The 18159-nt window shown below is 46.6% G+C and carries 16 protein-coding genes; 7 read left to right on the top strand and 9 right to left on the bottom strand.

The genetic code is table 11. The features are described 5' to 3' along the window. Positions 1–182 precede the first annotated feature (182 nt). Positions 183–1061 (top strand): LysR family transcriptional regulator, encoded by an 879-nt coding sequence (locus tag OIU26_RS24835; protein WP_264218343.1) that lies wholly within the window; start codon positions 183–185, stop codon positions 1059–1061. A 141-nt stretch (positions 1062–1202) separates the two neighbouring features. Next, positions 1203–2063, top strand: a complete 861-nt coding sequence (locus OIU26_RS24830; protein WP_264218342.1) for a hypothetical protein — start codon at positions 1203–1205, stop codon at positions 2061–2063. 131 nt (positions 2064–2194) lie between these two features. Here OIU26_RS24830 and argS read toward each other — a convergent pair whose 3' ends face one another. From argS to OIU26_RS24815, 3 genes are all read right to left on the bottom strand, one after another. Next, positions 2195–3874: an arginine--tRNA ligase gene (argS, locus tag OIU26_RS24825; RefSeq protein ID WP_013368762.1), complete on the bottom strand. Its 1680-nt coding sequence runs from the start codon at positions 3872–3874 to the stop codon at positions 2195–2197. Then, a complete protein-coding gene (locus OIU26_RS24820; protein ID WP_013368761.1) occupies positions 3871–4311 on the bottom strand; it encodes a DUF1934 domain-containing protein in 441 nt (146 codons plus the stop codon). Before OIU26_RS24820 ends, argS begins: the two co-directional genes overlap by 4 nt. 94 nt (positions 4312–4405) lie before the next feature. After that, positions 4406–5296 (bottom strand): LysR family transcriptional regulator, encoded by an 891-nt coding sequence (locus tag OIU26_RS24815; protein ID WP_264218351.1) that lies wholly within the window; start codon positions 5294–5296, stop codon positions 4406–4408. A gap of 150 nt (positions 5297–5446) precedes the next feature. Between OIU26_RS24815 and OIU26_RS24810 the strand changes: the two genes are divergently transcribed. Then, the gene (locus OIU26_RS24810; RefSeq protein WP_264218341.1) at positions 5447–7198 is read left to right on the top strand and encodes an ABC transporter ATP-binding protein; all 1752 of its coding nucleotides are present in this window, start codon (positions 5447–5449) and stop codon (positions 7196–7198) included. After that, positions 7195–8934 carry an ABC transporter ATP-binding protein gene (locus OIU26_RS24805; RefSeq protein WP_264218340.1) on the top strand — a complete coding sequence of 580 codons (1740 nt, stop codon included), beginning with the start codon at positions 7195–7197 and terminating at the stop codon, positions 8932–8934. The genes OIU26_RS24810 and OIU26_RS24805 overlap by 4 nt, the downstream gene beginning before the upstream one ends. Positions 8935–9096: 162 nt before the next feature. Here OIU26_RS24805 and OIU26_RS24800 read toward each other — a convergent pair whose 3' ends face one another. Continuing rightward, positions 9097–10383 (bottom strand): MFS transporter, encoded by a 1287-nt coding sequence (locus OIU26_RS24800; RefSeq protein WP_264218339.1) that lies wholly within the window; start codon positions 10381–10383, stop codon positions 9097–9099. Positions 10384–10647: 264 nt separating this feature from the next. Next, complete coding sequence (speE, locus tag OIU26_RS24795) at positions 10648–11475, bottom strand: polyamine aminopropyltransferase (protein ID WP_264218350.1); 828 nt, start codon at positions 11473–11475, stop codon at positions 10648–10650. A gap of 282 nt (positions 11476–11757) precedes the next feature. Here speE and OIU26_RS24790 point away from each other — a divergent pair, with 282 nt between their 5' ends. Next, positions 11758–13815 carry a PBP1A family penicillin-binding protein gene (locus tag OIU26_RS24790; RefSeq protein WP_264218349.1) on the top strand — a complete coding sequence of 686 codons (2058 nt, stop codon included), beginning with the start codon at positions 11758–11760 and terminating at the stop codon, positions 13813–13815. Between the two features lie 149 nt (positions 13816–13964). Here the strand turns inward: OIU26_RS24790 and OIU26_RS24785 are convergent, their stop codons facing one another. Together OIU26_RS24785 and OIU26_RS24780 are read right to left on the bottom strand one after the other, a co-directional pair. Continuing rightward, entirely contained in the window at positions 13965–14429 is a 465-nt protein-coding gene (locus tag OIU26_RS24785; protein ID WP_014599361.1) for a hypothetical protein, read from the bottom strand. 135 nt (positions 14430–14564) lie between these two features. After that, positions 14565–15614: a hypothetical protein gene (locus OIU26_RS24780; protein WP_264218338.1), complete on the bottom strand. Its 1050-nt coding sequence runs from the start codon at positions 15612–15614 to the stop codon at positions 14565–14567. Between the two features lie 124 nt (positions 15615–15738). Here OIU26_RS24780 and OIU26_RS24775 point away from each other — a divergent pair, with 124 nt between their 5' ends. Together OIU26_RS24775 and OIU26_RS24770 are read left to right on the top strand one after the other, a co-directional pair. Then, entirely contained in the window at positions 15739–16131 is a 393-nt protein-coding gene (locus tag OIU26_RS24775; RefSeq protein WP_165084139.1) for a VOC family protein, read from the top strand. A gap of 86 nt (positions 16132–16217) precedes the next feature. Further along, the gene (locus tag OIU26_RS24770; protein ID WP_165084141.1) at positions 16218–17030 is read left to right on the top strand and encodes a pentapeptide repeat-containing protein; all 813 of its coding nucleotides are present in this window, start codon (positions 16218–16220) and stop codon (positions 17028–17030) included. 103 nt (positions 17031–17133) lie between these two features. Here OIU26_RS24770 and OIU26_RS24765 read toward each other — a convergent pair whose 3' ends face one another. Both OIU26_RS24765 and OIU26_RS24760 read right to left on the bottom strand, forming a co-directional pair. After that, complete coding sequence (locus tag OIU26_RS24765) at positions 17134–17532, bottom strand: hypothetical protein (RefSeq protein WP_264218337.1); 399 nt, start codon at positions 17530–17532, stop codon at positions 17134–17136. Positions 17533–17778: 246 nt separating this feature from the next. Further along, positions 17779–18132 carry a YunG family protein gene (locus tag OIU26_RS24760; RefSeq protein WP_165084145.1) on the bottom strand — a complete coding sequence of 118 codons (354 nt, stop codon included), beginning with the start codon at positions 18130–18132 and terminating at the stop codon, positions 17779–17781. Between the last annotated feature and the right edge of the window lie 27 nt (positions 18133–18159).

Raw genomic sequence — 18159 nt, 5'->3', positions numbered from 1 at the left:
TATGACTGACCCCAGTGTAAAACTTGAATTCGCAACCTGTGTTATTGGAAAGTTAAAACAAAATTAATTATTTCAATGAATTGTGTTAACACTCATAGATTTAATCTATATAGAGGCGATTGATGCTGCTGCCCAATGAATAAGCACGATTGTTTGACCAATCTGAAAGCGAGGCATTCTAAGTGAACTTAAGTCTTCTAAAGTTACATATTGTAGAGCTGCTGAACAAGCACCATAAAATTACCACCGTAGCCGAGCTTCTCGGCCTAAAGCAACCTACTGTTACTTTTCATATGAAAAATCTGGAGCGTGAATTCGGAGTAAAGCTGTTTGACACACGTATGGGCAAAATCATCCTGACGGATGCCGGAAATGCCCTACTGCACTATGCCACCAAGATCAATGCACTTGCAGCTGAGGCCGAGCGGGTTGTCCGTGAGTTCGATACGCTCCAACGAGGTAGCATACGTATTGGCGCAAGCTATGTACCTGCTACCTATCTGCTTCCTGCCGTGCTGCATCGGTTTGCCCGCGAGCATCCGGGCATTCACATCGCCTTATCCGTGAAAACAGCGCCCGTGATCAAGGACATGCTTGCTCGCCACGAAATTGACCTCGGCATTATCTCGGCAGAGCCGTTTCAATCCGCCACGCTGCTCTCAGAATCCTTGGGGGAAGATGAACTGGTGCTCATCTGCTCACCCACTCATCCGCTCGCTAGCGAAACCGATTTGACATCCGAGCGTATCGCTTCTTCCTCTTTTGTATTGCATGGAAAGGATTCCAGCACACGCCACGCGACTGACAAATGGCTAGAGCGCGGGAGGCGCCGGCTTCCATCCTATCTGGAATTGGATTCACTGGAGGCCATCAAGCAGGCGGTTATGCTGGGAGAACACGTCTCCTTTGTCTCTCGTATTGCTGTTCAATCAGAGGTTGAACGGGGTTTACTGGTTGTAAGGCCTATTCCGGGACAGCCTGTTGAAAGGCACATTTATATGGTTAGCAACAGAGATCGTCATCGCTCTGCGCTGATCCACAAATTCACTGAATATTTATGATGGAACCAAGATTAAATCTTAGCTGTCATATAAAAATTATGGCATTTTTTAACCAGAGTACCCTCTTGCCTTGACATACGACTGACAAAATACCCGTAAAGTGAAGCGTGTAACCTATTCGGACGAACAGGAGAGGATGAAATGAAAACAAGTCTGCGTATCACTAAATTCATGTCAGTAGTAACTCTGAGTGCAGTACTGCTCGCAACAGGATGGAAAGGTGCAGAGCCCGTACAAGCCGCTGCCAATGCCACGCCAAGCTATGAGGTTAAGCTGCTGCTGGATACAGCTCAAGTCCTCAATGCGGATGGCTCTTTAAAAAGCGGCATCGTAAATGAGTTCGGAATTAGCGAAGATGCGCAACGATTAAGCGTCGAGTTTTTTGATACAGACTCCTTGCAATTGAATGACGAGGGCTGGAACGTTAGATTTCGCAAAAAAGAGGATAAAAAAAACTATGAGTTAACCTACAAAAAGCGCTATGCGATCACAAACGGGAATATTGATTCAGCACTCACTCAAGCGAATAAAGAAGGTTTCAGTGCCTCTGATGATAATTATGAGGCTGAGGTGGATTGGGGATACAGCAAGCAGACATTAAGCTTTTCCAATGACAAGAAAACAAACGCCTCCAAAGGATTAGCTCTGCCTTCCCCGAATCAGGCGTTAAAACAATTGCAGGACAATCTTCCGGGCAAGCTGCAAAACTGGAAAAGCAGCAACTGGGGCAAACATACCTTGGCAAACTCCAGAGTACGCGGTCCTGTACAGGTCAGCAAATATGAGGGCAGCTTTCAGGGCTTGGATACTGACGTTGAAGTATGGCCTATTCGTAGCGCAAACGGATCGGGTACCGACAATATCATCGAAATCTCCTTTAAAACTTCGGATTACAATACTGCCGCAAGCAACCGTGCCAAGCTGATTAACCTGCTACAATCCAAAGGATGGCTAATTCCCGCCGATTCTCTGAAAACGAATCTGGTACTGGAACGCTATTAAGCCACTCGAACCTAAAAAGTACTCAAACCTAAAAAAGGAACCGAACGGGCCTCCCTGTAGAGGGCAGCACGAACGGTTCCTTTTTACTATTATACATATGACTACAGGGTCATTATGTTGCAGTTTTTTACTTACATACGTTCCGGTGCAGACACACCCACCAGCTTCAATACATTGGCAATGGTCGTGCGGACCGCGCCAAACAAGGCCAAGCGAGCTTGCGTTTGAGCGGCATCCTCCGTGATGACACGCTCTGCCTTATAGTAGCTGTGGAACATGGATGCCAGCTCGTAGACATAGCGAATCATGCGATGCGGCGCAAAGTTTGCAGCTGCCACCGATACTTCCTCTGGCAACTCGCCAATTTTGCGTAACAGATCGTATTCATGCTCAGCGGTCAGCTTCGACAAGTCAACTTCTGCCAATGGCAGTACAGCAATACCCTGCTCTTCGGCTTGACGATATACGCTGCATGCACGTGCGTGTGCATATTGCACGTAGAATACCGGATTCTCATTGGAAGTGGAAATCGCCAAATCCATATCAAAATCCAGATGTGAGTCCATACTACGCATGGTGAAGAAGTAACGGATCGCGTCTACGCCCACTTCTTCCATCAGATCCTCCATCGTTACGGCCTTGCCAGTACGCTTGGACATTTTTACTTTTTCCCCGTTTTGGAACAAGCTGACCATTTGGGCAATCAGTACTTTAAGCTTATCCGGGTCATTGCCCAGTGCTTCCATTGCCGCTTTCATCCGTGGAATATAGCCGTGGTGATCCGCTCCCCAGATGTTGATGATCGTGTCATACCCACGAGCATATTTGTCGCGGTGATAGGCGATATCCGGAGTCAGGTACGTATAAGTGCCGTCATTTTTGATCAATACACGGTCTTTATCGTCGCCATACTTGGTCGTGTTCAGCCAAGTAGCTCCGTCCTTATCATAAATTTCCTCACGGTCACGTAGCTCATTCAGCGCTTTAAGCACTTCACCGTTATCATACAGTGATGTTTCACTAAACCAGGAATCAAAAGGTACACGGAACCGCTCCAGATCACGCTTGATCTTATTCAGTTCCTTTTCCAAACCGTATTCACGGAAATAAGCGGCACGATCTCCCGGTTCCATGGACAACAGAGAATCGCCCTTCTCAGCAACCAGTTCCTTCGCAAACCCGATGATGTCCTCACCATGGTATCCGTCCTCCGGCATCTCTGCAGGCTGTCCCAGCTCCTGCAAATAACGCGCTTCAATGGAACGGCTCATATTGTAAATCTGGTTCCCCGCATCATTAATGTAATATTCACGAGTGACTTGATATCCTGCAAAATCAAGCACGTTACAGAGCGCATCCCCTACGGCTGCACCACGTGCATGACCCAAGTGAAGACTCCCCGTCGGATTGGCGCTGACAAATTCGATCTGTACCTTTTTGCCTGCACCTACCTGTACACGACCGTAATCTGCTCCTTGCTCCTGTACTTGTCCAATCACTGCATAGAGGTAGCTCTTGTTCAGGCGAAAGTTAATAAAGCCCGGTCCGGCGATTTCTGCACTTTCAATAGAAGCGGAAGCTAAGTCCATATTTGCGATCAAATCTTCAGCGATTTGACGCGGATTCTTCTTCGCAATGCGAGTGAGCTGCATGGCTACGTTGGTAGCTAAGTCACCGTGTGACTTGTCCTTAGGCACCTCCAGCGTAATCGTCGGCAGCTCTTCACGGCTCACGATTCCGGCAGCCAGCACCGCTGCCTCGATTGCTGAGGTCACCTTTTGATTAATAAGTTCCAGTGGATTGCTTGTCATGATTGTTGCTCCTCCTGTATATGCAAACTAATGGCAAAATGCCCCGAGAAATCCTCAAATACGTACAGATCATAGGTCCAGCTCACATGTCCGGTGAATCCATCCATCCGAATATCGAGCTTCTGCGTATGCGCAGACATGTTCAGGTTTAAATAAGGCGAGCGGTAAAATCCAGGCAACCTGCGTCCCAGCGCGAACGACTGCTCCGATTGTACCTCACCGTGACGAATCAGCTTTAGCTCATCTGGTCCGATCTTGACTGTGTTCCGTGTCGTACCGCCCTCAGGACTCTCTTGCGGCTCTTCGTACCTTATATATAGATGCTTCCCGCGAACGATTGCTTCTCCAGGAAGCTCCTGTACCACATCTTCTCCGTCATGATGACTATGAAGACGGATTCGAACCTTTGCATTGTGTGGCATGTGTTCAAACTCCATTCTATCGCTATCCTACTGTACTACTATATCCAGTTCCCGATTGCAATTCAAATGAGTTTTTACAAAAAGATGCTTTCACACTTAAAAAAATCAACTACTGTAGGTCAGCAGCACTGGATGCCTGGCTAAAACTTTCAATGAACCGGGAAGCCAATGAAGACATGTATTTATCCTTCAACCACACAGCCGCCACACGAGTGTGCAATTCTTCACAACTAATTTCCTTAACGATTAAATGATTATTGCTGCCTAAAGATAAAGCGGAGCGCGAAATCATGCCAATACCCAGCCCTTCGTTGGCCCAATGTAGCGTAGTGCGGGCATCGTCATTTTTGCAAAAGATATTGGGATCAAAGCCATGCTTCATACAGGTATCGTGAATCAATTGCTCAAAACGGCGATATATAATGAGTGGCCTGTTCTTCAACTCAGCCAATGAAATGGTCTTCTGTTCGGGATTCCAATCATATTCTTCCGTCATCACTGCTACCATCGGCTCAGTGGACGCATATCTACACCCTAAATCGGTGGTATTAAAAGGGGTTCTGACGATACCGACCTCTACAATTCCTTTGTTCAAAAGATCGAGAATCCTAAAGGTATTTCCCTCATGTATTTCAAATTTTACACCCGCATAGGTTTTATGAAATTCGGAAAGCCTGTCTTTCATCAGGGTCGCTCCAGAGGAAGAAACTGTCCCAATGGTGAGCGTCCCCTTCATCCCCATGGCAAAATCGTTTATTTCCCTTGTCGTAGCATCCGTCAGCTCCAAAATCTGCTTGGCCCTGTTCCGTAAAATGATTCCGGCCTCTGTCAATTGAATGCTTCGTGAGCCTCGATGCACAAGCTTTACACCAAGCTCTTCCTCCAGCTGCATAAGCTGTTGACTTAAGGGAGGCTGTGCGATTTGCAGTTTTTTGGCTGCCGCTGTAATCTGTCCAGCATCTGCAATCGCTAAAAAATACTTGAGATGTCTCAATTCCATCATGAACCTCCGGTTCTGATATATGTAAAACCTATATCTCTAATATATATTAAATATTATTCATATGGTTGGGGATATGCCATAATCATATTCAGATATGCAATTGTAATAGGAAACTTTATACAATATTTAGGTTAGGTGATGGTTTATTTGCTGAAATTTGCTGTTTTTTTGAAACCTTATAAAAAGGAAACGATTCTTGGACCTCTGTTTAAACTAATTGAGGCCATTCTGGAATTGTTGCTGCCTACTATGGTGGCTTTAATGATTAATCATGGCGTCGGTAAGGGAGACACCCATTATGTTTGGCAAATGGGTCTTTTGATGTTGCTCATGACTATACTGGGCTTTGGCAGTTCTCTAGTGTGTCAGTTTTACGCAGCCCGTGCTTCCCAAGGATTCGGAACCACACTGCGCAATACTATGTTTAAACATATTTCATCGTTTTCTTATGCAGATCTCGATAAATTTGGTACGCCCTCTCTCATCAACCGAATTACGAATGATGTCAATCAGCTGCAAACGGCTGTAGCGATGTTGATTCGTCTGGTTATTCGTGCTCCTTTTATTTGTATCGGGGCGATCATCATGTCCATGATTCTGGACTTCCGCCTTGCTTTGGTGCTGTTGGCGGCTACACCCGTTCTGGCTTTGATCCTGTATGTGGTCATTACGAAGGCTTCTCCGCTGTACCGGCTATACCAGAAAAAGCTCGATAAAATCGCTCTGGTGCTAAGCGAGAATCTCACAGGTATACGGGTTATACGTGCATTTGCCAAAAGAGGAGCTGAACGAGTAAAGTTCAATGCCGCCTCAGATGACTTGACCCAAACCGCTATTCGTGTCGGCCGGATTTCTGCTCTACTTAGCCCAGCCACCTTACTGGTGGTCAACGGAGCTATTATCGCCATTCTGTGGATCGGCGGTATCCATATCCAATATGGATCTCTTACACAAGGAGAGATTATTGCATTTATTAATTACATTACGCAGATTTTACTGGCCCTGATTGTGGTGACGAATCTCATTATTCTGTTCACCAAGGCGGCCACTTCAGCAGCGAGAATTCAGGAGGTACTGGACACGGAAGCTTCAATTTCCGATACTGCCAATCCTGCATCATTAGACCAGAAAAGAACGGGTAAGACCGGCTCTGTACCGGCCATCTCCTTTGATCATGTCTCCTTTGGCTACAATAAGACAGGACAACTGGCACTTAGCGATGTAGTTGTAGACATCTATCCCGGTGAAACGGTTGGAATCATAGGAGGAACAGGCTCGGGAAAATCTACCTTCGTGAATCTGATTCCCCGCTTCTATGATGCAGTAGAAGGTTGTGTACAGGTCGATGGCATCGACGTACAGCATTATAAGCTGGAGCAATTGCGGCAGAAAATCGGGATTGTTCCACAGAAAGCACTGCTGTTCACTGGGACGATAGCGGATAATATCCGTTGGGGACATGAACATGCCACCGATGAGGAGGTCGCCCAGGCTGCAGCCATCGCGCAAGCGGATGAATTTATTTCTAACTTGCCGGAAAAATTCGATGCCCCGATCACCCGAGGAGGACTTAATCTATCAGGCGGCCAGAAGCAGCGACTTACCATTGCCAGAGCTATTGTAGGCAATCCGGAAATTCTGATTTTGGATGATTCCTCAAGCGCACTTGATTTTGCAACGGACGCCGCCCTCCGGAAATCGCTACGGGAAAATAGCACTCGCATGACTGTCCTGCTGGTCTCGCAACGAGTGAGCAGTGTACAGCATGCCGATAAAATCATTGTATTTGATGAAGGCCGGATTGTCGGAATCGGCACACATGATCAGTTGATGAGCAACTCGGAGGTATATCAGGAAATTAATCGCTCTCAGCTCTCAACGCAGGAGGTGGACCAATGAGCGGCAAGGAAACCTGGAGAAGATTGTTAACCTATGTCGGTCAATATAAAACAACAACATTTTGGGTCATCATCAGTGCTATTCTTAGCGTGCTTGCCAGTCTAGTCGGACCCTATATGATTGGCCGGGCTATCGACCATATGGTAAATCAGGGAGCGGTAGACTTTAGAGGTATTGCACAGATTCTATATGGACTAGGCGTTGTATATGTTGTAGGCAGTCTATTTAGCTGGTTGCTCACATATTTGACGAACCGCATTGCTTTTCAGACTGTAAATGATATGCGGCGGGAGTTATTCGATCATTTTAATATCCTTCCGTTAAGCTTTCATGACAATCATCCGCAAGGAGATAGCATTAGCCGTTTTGTGAACGATATGGATGCCGTGTCCGATGGATTGTTGCAGGGCTTCTCCACCTTGATCACCGGGTTGATTACCATTATTGGTTCGATTGTACTTATGTTGTATATCAGCCCAGTGATGACGTTGGTGGTATTGGTGTCTGCCCCAATCACATATGTCGTTGCACGGTTCATTACTACAAAATCGCAACGCATGTTCCGTGAACAGGCCAAAATTTTGGGAAGCTTGAACGGTTATGTGGAGGAAATGATCGGCGGACAGCGGGTAGTTACTGCCTTTCACTATGAAAACCGCTCGCTTGAGGAATTTTCCGCCCGAAACGAACAATTATATCAAACCGGGGTGAAATCGCAGTTTTATGGATCTTTGTCCAACCCTTCCACCCGATTGGTCAATAACATGACTTTCTCCGTCACCGCTATGATTGGCTGTATTTCGATCATTTTGGGCGGGATTTCGGTAGGCGGTTTATCGAGTTTTCTCATTTACACCAATTTGTTCGCCAAGCCTTTTAATGAAATTACAGGTGTGCTGACTCAGTTTCAGGCCGCTACTGCTTCTGCTCAGCGTATATTTGCTATTTTGGATGCACCGCCGGAGCAACCGGAAAAGTCGAACGCCGTGCAGCCGGAGCGCAGTAAAGGTACAATTCTGTTTGATCATGTGAAATTTTCCTATAATCCGAAACGAACACTCATTACGAACTTTAGTTTGGAGGTCAAGCCAGGCACTCGCGTAGCTATTGTCGGACAGACCGGAGCAGGCAAAACAACACTCGTTAACCTGCTCATGCGCTTTTACGATGTGGACAGCGGTTCGATCTCCATCGACGGAGTGAATATCAACGATATGAGCCGGGACAGCCTACGAACTAACTTTGGTATGGTGCTTCAAGATACATGGCTGTTCAGCGGAACGATCCGGGACAATATCGCTTACGGAAAGCCAGAGGCCACGGACGAAGAAATCATTGCGGCTGCGACAGCTGCCAATGCGCATAGCTTTATCAAGCGCCTGCCTCATGGTTACGATACGGTCATCAGCGGATCGGGCGATAGCCTGTCCCAAGGGCAAAGGCAGCTGCTCACTATCGCAAGGGTGATTCTCGTCGATCCACCTATGCTCATTCTGGATGAAGCAACCAGCAGTATAGACACCCTTACAGAAGCCCGGATCCAAAAGGCTTTTATGAAAATGATCGACGGACGCACCAGCTTTGTCATCGCCCACAGGCTATCAACCATCCGCGAAGCAGATCTGATTTTATACATGAAAAACGGCGATGTCGTCGAAAGCGGTACTCATGAAAGACTGCTCGCAAGCGGTGGCCATTATGCCTCGCTCTATAACAGCCAGTTCACTACGGCCTAACATTGCAGTTAGGAAAAATCGTTACCTTCATTCGCAAACATGTTCTCCTTAAAAGTCGGTTGCTCTTATGCAACCGACTTTTTGGTTGTGGCACAGGGAGAAGCTATTGCTTATGTAATCGAGCGAAATAAAACATAATCGGCTTATCAGAGATAGTCCGGTTCAAATCCCAGCGCCTGTAGCAGTTGGTTGGTCAATGGGCTCATTTTCCTGAAAATCACGTCGATACCACCAGCCAATCAGAACAGCAATGGCGGTCATAGCCGCAGCCAGTAAATACACCTGCACCATACCGAATCGGTCAGCATACCAGCCCATGAATAATAAAGCCAGGCCGAAAGCAAGATTTGTAAGCACATCAATTCCCGCCATCACTTTGGGCAGCTGGGCTGGCGGTGCACTGGTTTGCAGCAAGGTGCGGCGAATAATGCCTGCCATTTGAACAGGTAAGCCTGACACAGCAAAAAGAACAAGCGCAGCCACGGGAATGGTATTCAGCGCAAATACAATGGTAATCAGTACATACACCAGCAACGCTCCGAGCATGTACAAAAAGCTGTTCTTTTGCAATCGCTTGACCAAGCCAACGACAATTAATCCACCCAAAATCGTGCCGGAGAAAAAGGACGCATTCATGAAGCCCCACCAGCTCGCATCTCGATGCAGCACTTGACTGACGTACGCCAAAATAAATACGCCTAGCCAGGAGACTCCCCCAATACTGTCCACGCTGTCGACAATCATTAGAGAACGGATACGACGGTTATGCCAAATGATTTTCCATCCTTCCCCAAGCTCTTTCCAATGGGAGCCTTTTTCCTTTGCGGGTTCTACTGCATCTGTTAAGGACTCTGAAGATTCGGGGTTTGATTCCTTTTGATCCAGCGGATCACGAATGAAGGACGTGACAGTTACAGCCGCGAGATAACAACAGGAGGCAATTGCAAGCGTATTCAGGGAACCCAGCCAAGCGACAATCATTCCGCTCAACGCCCAGCCTGCACACTTGACCACCTGATCACTGACCGCTACCATACCGTTTGCCCGCATGAGTCCCTCACCAGTGGCCAAACGGGGTATAAGCGCATTACGCGCAGGATTGGTCCATCCATCCAAAAAAGACATTCCAAAAACCATCACAAAAATAAACAAAAACGACCTCTGCTCAGGTACGATCCACAAATAAAGCAGCAGCAGCGTAAAAATGATAAACTGCCCAAACTGGGAAAATAGCAGAACCTGCGTCAGCCGAAATCGACCGAGCACGATCGGTGCAACAAGCCCACTAAGCACTTGAGCTGACAAACGAAACAACGGGATTAAAATAGTCGTCATTAAGGAATTACTTGAACTGAATACCAACACCACCACACTCAACATGTAGATGATATCTGCTGCGTTGGAAATCGTCTGAGACCCCCACAGGTAATAAAAAGAGCGTCTGATCAAAAAAGTTTCCCCCTCTTTGGTATATCGCCAATTTATGAATTTCCATAACCAAACCTCCCCTGTCGATTACAAATCTGTTAAATGTCTGGTTTTTTGTATGTTCTACATACACCCTTAAATTTCCTTCTTTTATCTTAAAAGGAAATTCAGTGTCCACTATATTTTCATGCCTACTATAATCTGATTAACACAAAAAAAAGCGTCTATAGCGCTCTTTTCGCTCTATACTGGCGATAAAGATCACTAAGACGCTTCCTAAAATGTTTACTTTGTTAAATCTTCCACAAATTTAGGTAGTACAAATGCCGCTTTGTGCAGACGCGGACTGTAATATCGGGTATCCATCTCTGGAATTTGGTTCTCGTCCACTTCTAGCGGATCATATTTCTTGCTGCCCAATGTGAATGTCCAAAGACCGCTTGGATAGGTTGGAATGTTTGCACCGTACACACGCACAATCGGGAAAATATCTTTTACATCTTTGTTGACCTTCTGAATCAGGTCAGCCTTGAACCAAGGATTATCCGTCTGTGCCACGAAAATGCCGTCTTCCTTCAGCGCCTCAAAAATACCTTGGTAAAACCCACGTTCGAACAGCGGCGCTGCCGGACCAACCGGCTCCGTCGAATCGACCATAATCACATCGTATTCATTTTTGTGTTCGATAATATGCATATAGCCGTCATTCACCAGTACTTCCACATTGGGCTCGTCCAACTTCCCGGCAATTTCAGGTAAATATTTTTTAGAATATTCAATGACTTTACCGTCAATCTCCACCAATACAGCCTTTTCCACTTCAGGATGCTTGATGACCTCACGGATAACGCCGCCATCCCCGCCGCCCACAACCAAAACCTTTTTCGGATTCGGATGTGTATTCAAAGCCGGATGTGCTACCATTTCGTGATATACAAATTCATCCTTAACCGTTGTCATCACCATGCCGTCCAGAACAAGCATATTGCCGAATTCCTCCGTCTCGATCATTGCCAGATCCTGAAAATCTGTTTTCTCAGAGACGTAGGTTTGTTTGATTTTTGCTGTAATGCCGAAAGAGGGAGTCTGCTTCTCCGTAAACCACAAATCCATCATTCCAACCTTCTTTCTGATCAAAGTATGTGTCCGGCAATCCGGTAGCATAAACATGGACTTTCCTTATAACTGCAACACGCAAACGCCGAGTTTGCTATATTTATTGTACCAAACACACTTGAATTTCACACTTTTTGCATTATAAGCGATACCCTAATGGACTGTAAAAGCATTTTTAGGGCTTAATCTTGTTTAAAACAGATACGTATATGCATCTGATGAATAGACACTTTCGGATTGACTATACTGAGAACATCAACTATGGAAGGAGGTGGCATGATGACCGATACTACCGGGCGATCCTCCAAGCGTAAACCGCTTTGGCTTCGATGCTTTCAAGGCCTGATGTCTCTCACAATTCTGACGGTCATCGCCGCCTGCATTCTGCTCGCCTATTTGTACACAACCAGCCTCCCGCTCGCCGATACAGACCGGAATTCACGTCTGCTCGATAGTCAGGGGCAAGTCATTGCTACCTTCTCTGCCGGAGGAAAGGAATCTATTCCTGTCCAGCTTGATCACATTTCGCCCGATTTAATAGCAGCTACACTGGCTGTGGAAGACCGGAAGTTTTACGATCATTTTGGCTTTGATTTCAAAGGTCTGGGCCGGGCAGTAATCGTTAATTTGACCCGCTGGGATATGTCACAGGGGGCCAGCACGCTGACTCAGCAGCTTGCGCGCAATCTGTACTTATCTCACGAGAAAACGTGGACGCGCAAGGCCAAGGAAGCCATCTATACTGCACAGCTGGAAATGAAGTATTCCAAGGATGAGCTGCTGCAAATGTATTTAAATGAAATTTACTATGGTCATGGCGCCTATGGCATTGAGGCGGCCTCGCAAATGTATTTCGGTAAATCCGCAAAGGATCTGGATTTGGCCGAAAGCGCCCTATTGGCAGGTATTCCGAAAGGTCCGACCTACTATTCGCCATATAATCATATGAAAAACGCAAAGGATCGGCAGAAAATTGTACTGGACTCCATGGCACTCATCGGTAAAATTACACCGGCTGAAGCCAGCAAGGCCTATGAGGAAATACTGGCCCTGCGGCCCGAGAGTCAGCGTCGGACAGTGGAAGCCGCTCCCTGGTTTCGCGATTATGTTCGCCAGCTAGCGACTCATCAGCTTGGGATTAGCGAAGCGGTGCTTGAGCATGGCGGGCTGAGCATTTATACGACGCTGGACATGCACATGCAGCAGGCAGCCGAGGCGGCTGTCAATGAGGGCATGAAGAACAGCAACGGACTGGAAACTGCACTAATCTCCATGGACCCGCGCAATGGACATGTCAAGGCCATGGTCGGCGGAACGAACTATGTCGGGAATCAATACAACCATGCATTGGCCACAACCCGGCAGCCAGGCTCGTCTTTCAAGCCGATTATGTATCTCAGCGCACTAGATTCCGGCCAATTGACGAGTACGTCAAAATTCGAAAGCCGACCGACGTTGTTCCACTACGATAACAACCGCAAAACTTATAAACCCAAAAATTTTGGAGATAAATATTTGGGCGAAATAGATCTGCGGCGCGCCATTGCGGCGTCTGATAATATTTATGCCGTCAGCACCATTCTGCAGGTAGGAGCGGATAAGGTCATGGACCTCGCCAGCAAAATGGGCATTACGAGCGAGCTCAAGCCTGTGCCTTCGCTGGCGTTGGGCGTGTCGCCCGTCAGCCCGTTCGAGATGGCCTCGGCCTTCTCGGTCATCAGCAGTGGCGGGCAAAAGGTAGCTCCGGTGGCGGTGCTGCGCATCACCGATGCGGCTGGGCGATCGCTGTACGAAGCGCCGCAAGCCGCACCCGTTCAGGTGGTGAAGCCCGCCTCTGCCTATGTCCTCACACGCCTCATGGAAGGCGTGTTCGAAGAAGGCGGCACCGGCAACCGAGTCGCGAAGTTGATCAAGCGCCCGGTTGCCGGCAAGAGCGGCACGACCAACACGGACGCGTGGATGGTCGGCTTCACCCCCGAGCTATCCACCGCTGTTTGGGTCGGATATGACAAGGGCAAGGCCATCAGCACGCAGGATGCCCGGCGGGCGGCACCAATTTTCGCACAATATACGGAAAAAGCGCTGGAGAATGTGCCGCCCAAAATATTCCCGATCCCTGACGGCGTAGTAAGCGCCTATATTGATCCGGCTAGCGGCAAGCTGGCTGCGCCGGACAGTCCCGACAAGCGGCTGGAGGTATTCGTTAGCGGTACCGAGCCGAAAGAGACCCTATCGGGGCAGAATAACCCACAAGCATCGACACCTACTGACCAAGCGGAACGACAGGCCGAAAAAAAATCCTGGTGGGGCAATTTTAAGCGATGGTGGATGGAGTAATAGCAAAAAAAAGACTGGAAAACGCCATGATGCGCTCTCCCAGTCTTTTTTATCTTTACTTCAATTATCTTATTCGCCCATTTTAGCTCTCTTGCCAGTGCCATCAGCCATTACACAGTTAAGCCCCGTTCTTTCCTAAAGCTGCGCTATTACCAAAAACAGCTAAATGACTCAATACGGTTGGTGTCTACACCATAGTAAAACCAAAAGCGGCCACTCCACCGAAAACCTGCTACGGATGTTCTGCCTACAAAGACAGGGTACATCCAGAAGCGCTCTCCGTTCGTCAGCCATACAAACGTGTTGCGGTACAAACAACCGAAAATGGCTCCAGGGTCAACCGCATAGGCCGAAACTAGCGGTTTCGGTGGCGTAAATTGCGGTGGTGGAGAAGTTGGTGCTTGAGCTTGCTGCCCACCTTGCGGACCGAACGGCCCTTGCGGCGGCGGTGAGAACGGCTGTGGCGAAAAGGGGCCTGGGCCTGGTGGCGGACCTACCGGAGACGGGAACGAATCCTGTATATCAGGAAATTGTGGAATTGAAGGACCCGACGGTGTGAATGGACCCGGAGTACCCGGTTGCGTTCCGAAAGGAACTTGTGGCAGTAAAGACATGTGTTTCACTCCTTGTGTTCTAGGCTGATGTATCCTATGCGGGACATCAGCCCGTGGACTGGGCGAATCCCCATATCGCCGCCAAACTCCATCATTTCGTTCTTTTATACCAAAATTTCTTATATCTCGCCCCGATTAACTCCCCGTCTGGACATGCTCCAGCTCAATTTCATGTATCATTTTAATTTCGACTCGTATCCTGAGCTCATCATACTGTTCCAGCAGCCGGTGCTTATACCCCAATTGTTCGTTCATCCAGCCTATAATAGAGTCATCCTTATGCTCCGTGGACCAGCTAAACAAATCACTATAGATTTGAGCAAATGATTCCTCGTTACGGCGAGCGAACCGGATCGGTTGAACTCTATAGCTGAGCTTCAGTTCCAACATTTCATACAACACTTCCAAACGGTACTCCAAGTCCTGTACACCTGCTTTGGATGCATCGTAGCTTTTTATATCCTGAATAAGCTCTCTAAAGGTCAACCCTACATGCTGCATAGCAATATAAGACCACACACAACTTCCCGTAGCTGTTCCATGAGCCTCCCAAAGCGGATTCCACAAAATAGACCGAATTGTATCCTTCTGCTCTTCTCCAAACAAAGCAATTCCAGCAATAATTCCTGCATTACAGTCTACGGAAGCATGTCGCTCTCCCCAATGCACCAATCGTGGAATCATATCTTCAGTAGTACATTTAAAGCTTAGTAGGGGTAAGAATTCATCAAACAGATGCTGATCCACTGCTTGTTCCAATTCAGTCGCCAGTCGTTCACGAAACGATTCGCATGGAAGATGTACGAGCCCCAAACAAGCATCCACAGATGCTGCCCCATATGGCCCATTCACCCATGCGACGAGATCAGCCGCAGCTTCCACATAACCCAAATAACCTAACACATGCAGCACACCATCAGGTATATGTTCCGAGGATGTCTGATTTCGAACATAACGCTCGTACATATCCTGCGCCAAAGCAACATCTCCGCATCTCATGATCGGCTGAAGAAGCAGCCCCCTAATATAATGATGAGGATCTTCTACAAAAAGCCTATATAACTCCCAGGCATCCTTCACGGTTCCATATTGGGCAACTACATCCGTATAGGCAGAAATGATGCTGGCATCCACTTTATTGCCTGAGCCCAACATATCAATAATCCTTGCTGTCGCGTCTATCATCCGGTTTTCCCCTTTCTCAGTTATGCCTATCTTTCTTTATGAAGTAATTCTCTAATCGTGAATATTTCTATTATAAAAGAGAAAAAATGTTATCATCTATAATCCACTCAAGGGAGCTGATCTGATGCAGGATTCTAGTTCAAAAATCACAACGTTTTTCATGTTTCCCGGTCAAGCAGAGGAAGCCATGCAATATTATACCTCTGTATTTAAGCCGTCTGGTATCATGAGTATTTTTCATCAGGAAGATGGGACCGTGTTACATGCCGTGTTCAACCTCAAAGGGCAAACCTTTATGGCCATAGACTATAACCATCAGGACAAACACCCTTTTACCCCAGCTCTATCGCTATTCGTCACTTGTGATTCGGAAGAAGAAATCTATCGTGTGTTTGGTCAGCTGTCTCAGGAAGGCCGAGTTTTAATGCCCCTTGAAGCCTCGCCCGTAAGCCAACAATTTGGCTGGGTAGAAGACAAGTATGGAGTTTCATGGCAATTGAATTTAGCAAAAGGGTAACCGACTATTTTACTTAGCAATACACTCCTTCATCTTTTTTTGGTACTATTACATGTAGTAGGTGCTAATAAAAGGATGTGTGTTTATTGTATACCGCCGATTGTGAAAAATGTTTTGGTTTATGCTGTGTTGCCTTGCCTTATGCCAAATCTGCTGATTTTGCCTTTAACAAGGATGGAGGAACTCCCTGTCAACACCTAAATGTGGAATATCGCTGTGACATTCATAAAAACCTAAGAAATAACGGCTTGCGAGGCTGTACAGTATATGATTGCTTTGGGGCAGGTCAAAAAATATCCCAAGTTGTATACAACGGAAAAAGCTGGCGAGACAATCCGGCAATAGCTGATGAAATGTTCAATCTATTTCCCATCATGCAACAGCTTCATGAAATGCTGTATTACCTAAACGAAGCCCTTAGCTTAAAAGAAACTCACTCCATTTATACCGAGTTACATAAAGCGATGGAAAAAACCGAGCAGCTTACGGATCAAGCTCCAAAATCTCTTATAGATCTTCATGTACCCACCCATAGGGCGTTAGTCAATGATTTACTTGTACAAACAAGTGAGTTAGTGCGAGAAAAATTCAAGAAAAACATGGAGAACCATAAACTCAGTAAAAAAATCAAGAATAGAGACCTTATCGGGGCCAATTTAAGAGGCGTGAATCTGAGAGGTGCCAACCTGAGAGGCGTTCTACTGATTGCTGCTGACCTACGTGAGGCTGATTTGAGCATGACTGACCTTATCGGTGCAGATTTTAGAGATGCTGACTTAAGTGGGGCTAATCTGGAAGGAAGTATCTTTCTTACACAAGCGCAGTTAAATTCGGCTAAAGGCAATAGCAAAACCAAACTGCCCCCTTCTCTAAGCTTTCCCAGCCATTGGCTAAATTAGATTTTATCCTAAGGCAACATTGCTTACCTATATGAAAAAAGAAGTAGAGCGCCCTCGACAAGGTACCGATCTACTTCTGAATTTTACTGTTTACTCCGTCATTCTACTCATCCGTCGCATGCTGCTCTGTAGTGCTTTCCTGATAAAAACAGACTTGTTCCTTGCATCCATAACGAATAGTAGATCCAGTATCCTCATAATAACCCACATCTTCGAAATCTGCGGGCTTTGTGGCCTCAATTAGATTCAACAAGTCCTGCGCGACTTCTTCTATAGAATCTTTCTCGGTGTCCCCTCCTATAGCCGGACCGCCTGGTCCTTCGTATGCAGTCAATATCCAGCTTTGTCCAGTCGAATTTGTTGCCTTAATTATGTACCCATATGCCTCTTCGAAATTCTGCGATGTCCTTTGAGGCTGTCCGAATAAAGTAATTAGCGCTCCTCTAAACTGAGCAACAGTCTCCTCTTCTAGCGATGTAGCATGAAGAATATTGGATGTCATCAATGCAGCCTTTGGATCATTAACTTTTTTATAACTATATTTCAATACATACTTCTCGCCTGAATACTTTTTACTTTGTGGGGTTGATTCCTGTTGATCCAATATTATTGGGTTTTGTTTAGAAGTATTCAGTAGCAAGCCACACACAATCGCAAGAAGGATCACCGCAACTGCTAAATATTTATTAATTGCACTCCCTCCTTACTCCCTAAAAACTATTTGGCTATGGATACATCTTAAATACACTTATACCTTTTCGTTAAGAGATTCTTCTAGTCTCCGGCTTAAGGCTGCATACTGCTCTGCATTGGTGTCTGAGAATGCTTCTTCTCGGTTGGAGTGTACATGCTGATACTGTGGAAGGCTTAAAAATTGCGACTTTGTAAAATCTATAATGTCCTCACCGATTCGGTTGTAATAATGCCAGCCGCTATCCAGCCAGGTCTTCAAAATATCACCACCAAGCCTGTCCTGAACGACAAGCGCTGTGACTCCACATTGTCCGGCTGCAGGATTATTAGCTGTCCATTTAGAGCTAGACTCCAAAGACCAAGCCTGAAACAATGCCTTTTCTAATTTTAAATAACGGTTTGCATTCAATATGCGTCTCCCCTTTCGAAACCATTC

The organism is Paenibacillus sp. BT-177, assembly GCF_025846815.2.
GTDB classification, from domain to species: domain Bacteria; phylum Bacillota; class Bacilli; order Paenibacillales; family Paenibacillaceae; genus Paenibacillus; species Paenibacillus polymyxa_C.
This window is presented reverse-complemented; position numbering and strand designations above follow the sequence as displayed.